This is a genomic window from Streptomyces sp. NPDC046881 (assembly GCF_040645015.1).
Classification (GTDB): domain Bacteria; phylum Actinomycetota; class Actinomycetes; order Streptomycetales; family Streptomycetaceae; genus Streptomyces.
In genome coordinates this window covers 1-7,602 of sequence record NZ_JBEYXJ010000193.1, presented here as the reverse complement: position 1 = coordinate 7,602, position 7,602 = coordinate 1, and the positions used below count along the sequence as shown (strand labels likewise).

At 74.8% G+C, this 7,602-nt stretch carries 1 protein-coding gene; it reads right to left on the bottom strand.

What is annotated here, in order from left to right; genetic code table 11:
• The coding region (locus ABZ923_RS40400) for a type I polyketide synthase (protein ID WP_361483124.1) at positions 1-7,602 on the bottom strand (7,602 nt) is incomplete at both ends.

The window sequence follows — 7,602 nt, the reverse complement described above, 5'->3', positions numbered from 1 at the left end:
GCCCACCGCGTCACCACCGGAGACCACCAGCTGCCACAGGTCCTCCGGCGAACGCACCCCGCCCGGATACCGGCACGCCATACCGACGATCGCGACGGGGTCGTCGTCCTCGGCGGGCGCGGCGGCCGCTTCCGGCGCTGCCGTAGGGGTGAGACCGGTGAGCTCGGTGCGCAGCTGCCGGGCGAGTGCCTGGGCGTTGGGATGGTCGAAGACCAGCGTGGCGGGCAGGGCGAGGCCGGTTTCGGCGTTGAGTTCGTTGCGCAGTTCGACGGCGGTCAGGGAGTCGAAGCCGAGGTCCTTGAAGGCCCGGTCGGCCTCGACCTCGTCGGCGCCGCTGTGGCCGAGGACGGCCGCCGCGTGCGTGCGGACGACGTCGACCAGCAGCGTGTGCTGTTCCGTCTCGGTCATCCCGGTGAGGCGGTCGGCCAGGGGCGAGGCGGCGGCCGTGCCCCGCTCGCCGGCGGTGCTGCCCGCGGTGAGGATCCGCTCGGCCTCCGGGAGGTCGCCGAGCAGGGCGCTCGGGCGGCCCACGGTGAACGGGGGCAGGAACCGGTCCCAGTCGACGTCGGCCACCGTGGCGGTCGCCTCGCCGGAGTCCAGCACCTGCCCGAGGGCGGCCACGGCGAGCGCGGCGGGCATCGGGATCAGACCGCGGCGGCGCAGTCGTTCGTCCGCGCCGTCGCCCGCGGCCATGCCGCCGCCGGCCCACGGGCCCCAGGCCACGGCTGTGGCCGGCTGGCCTTGAGCCCGGCGGCGTTCGGCGAGCCCGTCGAGCAGGGCGTTGGCCGCCGCGTAGGCGGCCTGGTGGCCACTGCCCCACACGCCGGCGATGGACGAGAAGAGGACGAAGGCGTCGAGTTCCCGGTCGGCCAGGAGCGCGTCGAGGTTCAGGGCGCCGGCCGCCTTGGCGGACAGCACGTCGGCGAAGGCGCCCGGCGTCATGGCCTCCAGCGGCTCCAGATGGTCCACGCCCGCCGTGTGGACGACGGCGTTCACCGGGTGTTCCGTGAGCAGCGCGGCCAGCGCCTCACGGTCGGTGACGTCGCACGCGGCGACGGTGACACGGGCACCCGTCTCCTCCAGCTCGGTGACGAGAGCCGCCGCACCCGGCGCGTCGAGGCCACGGCGGCTGGTGAGCACCAGGTGTGCGGCACCCGCGCCGGCGAGCCAGCGGGCCACGTGCCCGCCCAGCGCACCCGTACCACCGGTGACGAGGACCGTGCCGCGCGGCGACCAGCGCTGCCCGGCCCGTGTGTTCCGGCAGGCGGCGGCGTGGGAGAGCCTGCGGCCGAACACGCCGCGGGCGCGGATCGCGACCTGGTCCTCGTCCGACTGGCCGAGCACCGCGGCGAGGCGGCCGACGACCCGGTCGTCGACCGTGCCGGGAAGGTCGACGAGCCCGCCCCAGCGTCGTGCGTGCTCCAGCGCGGCGACCCGGCCGAGACCCCAGACGGCGTTCTGGGCGGCGCTCGGCACCGCATCCGCACGCCTGGTGGACATGGCGGACCTGGTCAGCATCCACAGCGGGGCGTCGATGTCCGCGTCGCCCAGGGCCTGGACGAGCGCGAGGGACAGCGCGGTGCCGACGGAGAGGGCCGGGTGTCCGGCGTAGGGCCGCTCGTCGATGCCGAGCAGGGAGATCACACCGTCGACCGGAGCCTCCCGGACGGCGTCACGGAGCTGCCGCAGCAGCGCGCCGCGGTCTGCGGCCGGGTCGACCGCCACCCGGACCAGCCGGGCCCCGCGTGCGGCGAGTCCGTCGGCGACGGCGGCGGCCCACTCGACGGCGTGGGGGCCATCGGTGAGTGGGGGCGTGAGTTCCGTGAGTGCGGTGAGTTCGGTGACCTCCGCGTGTTCGGCGTGTCCAGTGTGTTCGGTGTGTTCGGTGTGTTCGGTGTGTTCGGTGACCAGGAACAGCCAGTTGCCTGGCAGTTCGTGGGTGCGGAGGCCGCTGAGCGGCTTCCAGCCCGCGCGGTAGGACCAGCCTTCCACGGCGGACTCCCGGCGCCGCTGCCGACGCCACGCGGACAGCCGGGGCAGCACCCCGTCCAGCTGTTCGGCGGGCAGGTCGAGGGTGGCGGCGAGGGACTGGGCGTCCTCGCGCTCCACCGTCTCCCAGAACCCGGCCTCCACGGCGTCGGTCCCCGCGACGGCGGCCGCCGAGGGTGCGGTGGTCCGTAGCCAGTACCGCTGGTGCTGGAAGGCGTAGGTGGGCAGGTCGACGCGCCGGCCGCCGCGACCGGCGAAGAACGCCTGCCAGTCGACGGGGACGCCGTGCACGTGGAGCTGTGCGACGGCGCCGGTGATCGCCTCGGGTTCGTGACTGCCGGATCGCGCGGAGGCAACGGTGACCGCGCCGTCCAGGCAGCCGTGGGCCATGGCGCTCAGCACCGTGCCGGGGCCGGTCTCCACGAACGTGGTCACGCCCAGCTCGCCCAGGGTTCGGATGCCGTCGGCGAAGCGGACGGCCTCGCGAACGTGCCGGACCCAGTACTCCGCCGTGTACGCCTCGATCAGCTCACCGGTGAGGTTCGAGACGACCGGGATCCGGGGCGTCTCGAAGCGCAGACCGCCGACGACGCGGGCGAAGTCCTCCAGCACGGGCTCCATCAGCGGCGAGTGGAACGCGTGGCTCACGGTGAGCCGGGAGGTCTTGCGGCCCTCCCGGGAGAAGACGTCCGCGACGGCCGCCACGGCGTCCTCGGCGCCGGAGACCACGACGGACTGCGGGCCGTTGATCGCCGCGATGTCGGCGTCGTCGGTGAGGTGCGGGAGCACCTCGTCCTCGGTCGCCTGGACGGCGACCATCGCCCCGCCGGCGGGCAGGGCCTGCATCAGCGCGGCCCGCGCCGACACCAGCTTCGCCGCGTCCTCCAGCGACAGGGCGCCGGCCACGTGCGCGGCCGCGATCTCGCCGACCGAGTGCCCGGCCAGGTAGTCCGGCCGGACACCCCACGACTCCAGCAGCCGGTGGATGGCGACCTCGTGCGCGAACAGCGCGGGCTGGGTGAAGGCGGTGCGGTTCAGCTCCTCGCCGTCCTCGTGACCGTTCACGCCGAAGGCCACGTCCCGCAGCGGCCGGTCGAGGTGCTGGTCGAGGTGGGCGCACACGTCGTCGTACGCCTCCGCGAAGACCGTGAACGCCTCGTACAGTTCCCGCCCCATGCCGACGCGCTGCGAGCCCTGCCCGGAGAACAGGAACCCGACCTGACCGGCGTCGGCGCGGCCGACGACGACGCCGGGAGCGGGCGCCCCCGAAGCCAGGGCCCGCAGGCCCTCGGTGATCCGTCCGCGGTCGGCACCGACCACGGCGGCGCGGTGCTCCAGGGCGGCCCGGGTGGTGGCCAGCGAGAAGCCGACGTCGATGAGGGACGGTTCGGAGCCGACCGCGATGAGGGACAGCAGGCGCTCGGCCTGGGCGCGCAGCGCGGCTTCGGTCTTGCCGGACAACACCCACGGCACGGTCACCGGGACGACCTCGACCGGCGCTACGGCGGCCGGTGCGAGGGGGACCGGTGCGACGGCGGCCGGTGCGACGGTGACCGGTGTGACGGTGGCCGGTTCGGCCGGCGGGGCCTGCTCGATGATGGTGTGCGCGTTGGTGCCGCTGACGCCGAACGACGACACGGCGGCCCGGCGCGGGCGGCCCGTCTCCGGCCACGCCACGGCCTCGGTCAGCAGCCGCACCCCGCCCGCCGACCAGTCCACGTGCGGCGTCGGCTCGTCGGCGTGCAGCGTCCGCGGCAGCACGCCGTGGCGCATCGCCATCACCATCTTGATGACACCGGCCACGCCGGACGCCGCCTGGGCGTGCCCGATGTTGGACTTCAGCGAGCCCAGCCACAGCGGCCGGTCCTCCGACCGCTCCTGTCCGTACGTCGCGAGCAGCGCCTGTGCCTCGATCGGGTCACCCAGAGCGGTGCCCGTGCCGTGCGCCTCCACCGCGTCGACATCGCCCTCGGTGAGCCCGGCGGCGGCCAGGGCCTGCCGGATCACCCGCTGCTGCGCCGGACCGTTCGGCGCAGTCAGGCCGTTGGAGGCGCCGTCCTGGTTGACCGCGCTGCCCCGCACCACCGCCAGGACCTCGTGGCCGTTGCGCACGGCGTCGGAGAGGCGCTCCACGAGCACCACGCCCACGCCCTCCGCCCAACCGGTGCCGTCCGCGCCGGCGCCGAACGCCTTGCACCGGCCGTCGGCGGCGAGCCCGCGCTGCCGGCTGAACTCCACGAACGCGGCCGGTACGGCCATGACGTTCACACCGCCCGCGACGGCCATCGTGCTCTCGCCGCCCCGCAGCGACTGGATGGCCAGGTGCAGGGCGACGAGCGACGACGAGCAGGCCGTGTCGACGGTGACGGCCGGGCCTTCCAGACCGAAGGTGTACGCCACGCGCCCGGAGACGACGCTCGCGGCGCTGCCGGTGAGCAGGTGGCCCTCGACGCCCTCGGGGACCTGCGGGAGGCCTGCGCCGTAGCCCTGGTAGGACATGCCGACGAACACGCCCGTGCGGCTGCCCTTCAGGGAGACCGGGTCGATGCCGGCCCGCTCGAACGCCTCCCACGAGGCCTCCAGCAGCAGGCGCTGCTGGGGATCCATCGCGAGCGCCTCGCGCGGTGAGATCCCGAACAGTGCGGCGTCGAAGTCGCCCGCGTCGTAGAGGAATCCGCCGTCGCGCGCGTACGTCTTGCCCGGGGTGCCCGGGTCGGGGTCGTAGAGGTCCTCGACGTCCCAGCCGCGGTCCTCGGGGAAGCCGGAGATGGCGTCGCCGCCGGCTGTCACGAGCTGCCACAGGTCCTCGGGGGAGCCGACGCCGCCGGGCAGGCGGCAGCTCATCGCCACGATCGCGATCGGCTCGTCGTCGGCGGCGGCCGCGTGTTGCTCGGGCGGCGCGGTGTCCTGCGAACCGAGCAGCTGGGCGCGCAGGAACCGGGCCAGGGCCGTGGCGTTCGGGTGGTCGAAGACCAGCGTGGTGGGCAGTTTCAGGCCGGTGTCGGCGGTGAGCTTGTTGCGCAGTTCGACGGCGGTGAGCGAGTCGAAGCCGAGGTCGTTGAACGCCCGGCCGGGCTCCACCGCCGCGGCACCGTCGTGGCCGAGCACGGCGGCCGCGTGCGTGCGGACGAGGTCCACCAGCGTGCGGTCCTGCTCGCCCGCCGTCAGCCCGGTCAGCTTCGCAGCGAGCGCGTTGCCGGCTTCGGCACCGCCGGGGGCCGGGGCCTCCAGGGCGCGGCGCGCCTCGGGCACGTCGGCGAGCAGGGCGCTGGGGCGGGTGACGGTGAACGGGCCGATGAACCGTTCCCAGTCGAAGTCCGCGACGGTGAGGGTGGTCTCGCCATCGGCCAGCGCCTGCTGGAGCGCACAGATCGCGAGGGCGGGCCGCATGGGCGGCAGGCCACGGCGGCGCAGCATCTCCTCTCCGTCACCGACGCGGGCCATGCCGCCCTCGGCCCAGCCGCCCCAGGAGACGGCCAGCGCAGTGCGCCCGCGTGCCCGCCGGTACTCGGCGAGGGCGTCGAGGTGGGCGTTGGCCGCCGCGTAGGCGCCCTGGCCGGCGCCGCCCCAGATGCCGGCGCCCGAGGAGAACATGACGAACGCGTCGAGTTCCTGGCCGGCCAGCAGTTCGTCCAGGTACGTGGCGCCCGCGGCCTTGGCCGCCACCGTGCCGGCGAACCCGGCCGGGTCGGAGTCCTCGATCATGACGTGGTCGCCGACACCGGCGGCGTGGACGACGGCGTTGACGGGGTGTTCGGCCAGCAGCGTCCGCAGGGCGTCACGGTCGGCCGCGTCGCAGGCGGCGACGGTCACGCGTACGCCCGTCCCCTCCAGCTCGGCCTTGAGGCCGACGGCGCCGGGGGCGTCGAGACCGCGGCGGCTGGTGAGCACCAGGTGCTCCGCACCGGCACCGGCGAGCCAGCGCGCCACGTGCCCGCCCAGCGCACCCGTACCACCGGTGACCAGAACCGTGCCGCGCGGCGACCACCCCTGTGCGGGGCCGGTGGCGTGAGCGGCGCGGACGAGCCGGCGCCCGAAGACGCCGGAGGCGCGGACGGCCACCTGGTCCTCGGCCGCCTGGCCGAGGACGGCCGCCACACGGGCCGCGCCGCGGGAGTCCAGCACCTCGGGAAGGTCGATCAGGCCGCCCCAGCGCTGCGGGTGCTCCAGCGCCGCCGCCCGGCCGAAGCCCCACACCTGCGACTGCAGTGGGTGGTCCACGCGGTCGGAGCGGCCGGTGGCGACCGCGCCGCGCGTGGCGCACCACAGCGGGGCGTCGATGCCCGCGTCGCCGAGCGCCTGCACCAGGCAGAGGGTCGCCGCGAGCCCGTACGACAGGCCGGGGTGGCCGGCCGGGGCGCTTGCGTCCTCGGCGAGCAGGGACAGGACCCCGGCCACCGGGCCGACGCCGGCCAGTTCGCGGGCCAGCGTCGCGCGGTCGGTGCCGGGCCCGGCGACGAGCGTCACCAGCTCCAGCCCGCCCTCGCCGAGTGCGGTGCGGACCGAGCCGGTCCACTCGCTCTCCGCCGCCACGACGAGCAGCCAGGTCCCGGACGCGCCGGACTGCGGGAGCGCACCGAGCGGCTTCCATGTGACACGGTAGCGCCAGCCGTCGACCACCGACTGCTCGCGGCGCTGGCGGCGCCACGCGGACAGCCGGGGCAGGATCGCGCTCAGCGAGGCGTCCGCGCCGACGCCCAGGGTGGCGGCGAGGGACTCCGCGTCCTCGCGCTCCACGCTGTCCCAGAAGCCGGAGTCCGCCGCGTCGGCCGTGGTGCCGGCGGCGGCCGGGTCCTCGTCCCCTTCGAGCCAGTAGCGCTCGCGCTGGAAGGCGTAGGTGGGCAGGTCGACACGCCGGGCGCCCGGGAAGAGCGCCGGCCAGTCCGGGGAAACGCCGTGCACGTGCAGTTTGGCGAGCGCGGTGAGGAGGGCTTGCCGTTCGGGGCGGTCGGTTCGCAGTACGGGGATGGTGACGATGTCATCGACACAGCTCTGCGCCATGCCGCTGAGGACGCCACCGGGGCCGATCTCGACGAAGGTCGTCACGCCCAGCTCGTGCAGGGTCCGCACGCCATCGGCGAAACGGACCGCCTCACGGACGTGCCGGACCCAGTACTCGGGGGTGTACGACTCGGCCAGCCGGCCCGTGAGGTTCGAAACCACCGGGATCCGCGGCTCGCTGAACTCCAGGCCCCGGACGACCTGCCCGAACTCCTCCAGCATCGGCTCCATCAACGGCGAATGGAACGCATGACTGACCCTCAACCGGGACGTCTTACGACCCTGACCGGCGAACGCCCCGGCCAACGCCGTGACTTCATCCTCAGCACCGGAAACCACCACTGACCGCGGGCCGTTGACCGCCGCGATCCCGACCCCGTCGGTCAGATACGGCAGCACCTCCTCCTCGGTCGCCTGCACCGCCACCATCGCCCCGCCCGCGGGCAACGCCTGCATCAACGCAGCACGCGCCGACACCAACTTCGCCGCATCCCCGAGCGACAACACCCCGGCCACATGCGCGGCCGCGATCTCCCCCACCGAATGACCCGCCACATAATCCGGCCGCACACCCCACGACTCCAACAGCCGGAACAACGCCACCTCGACCGC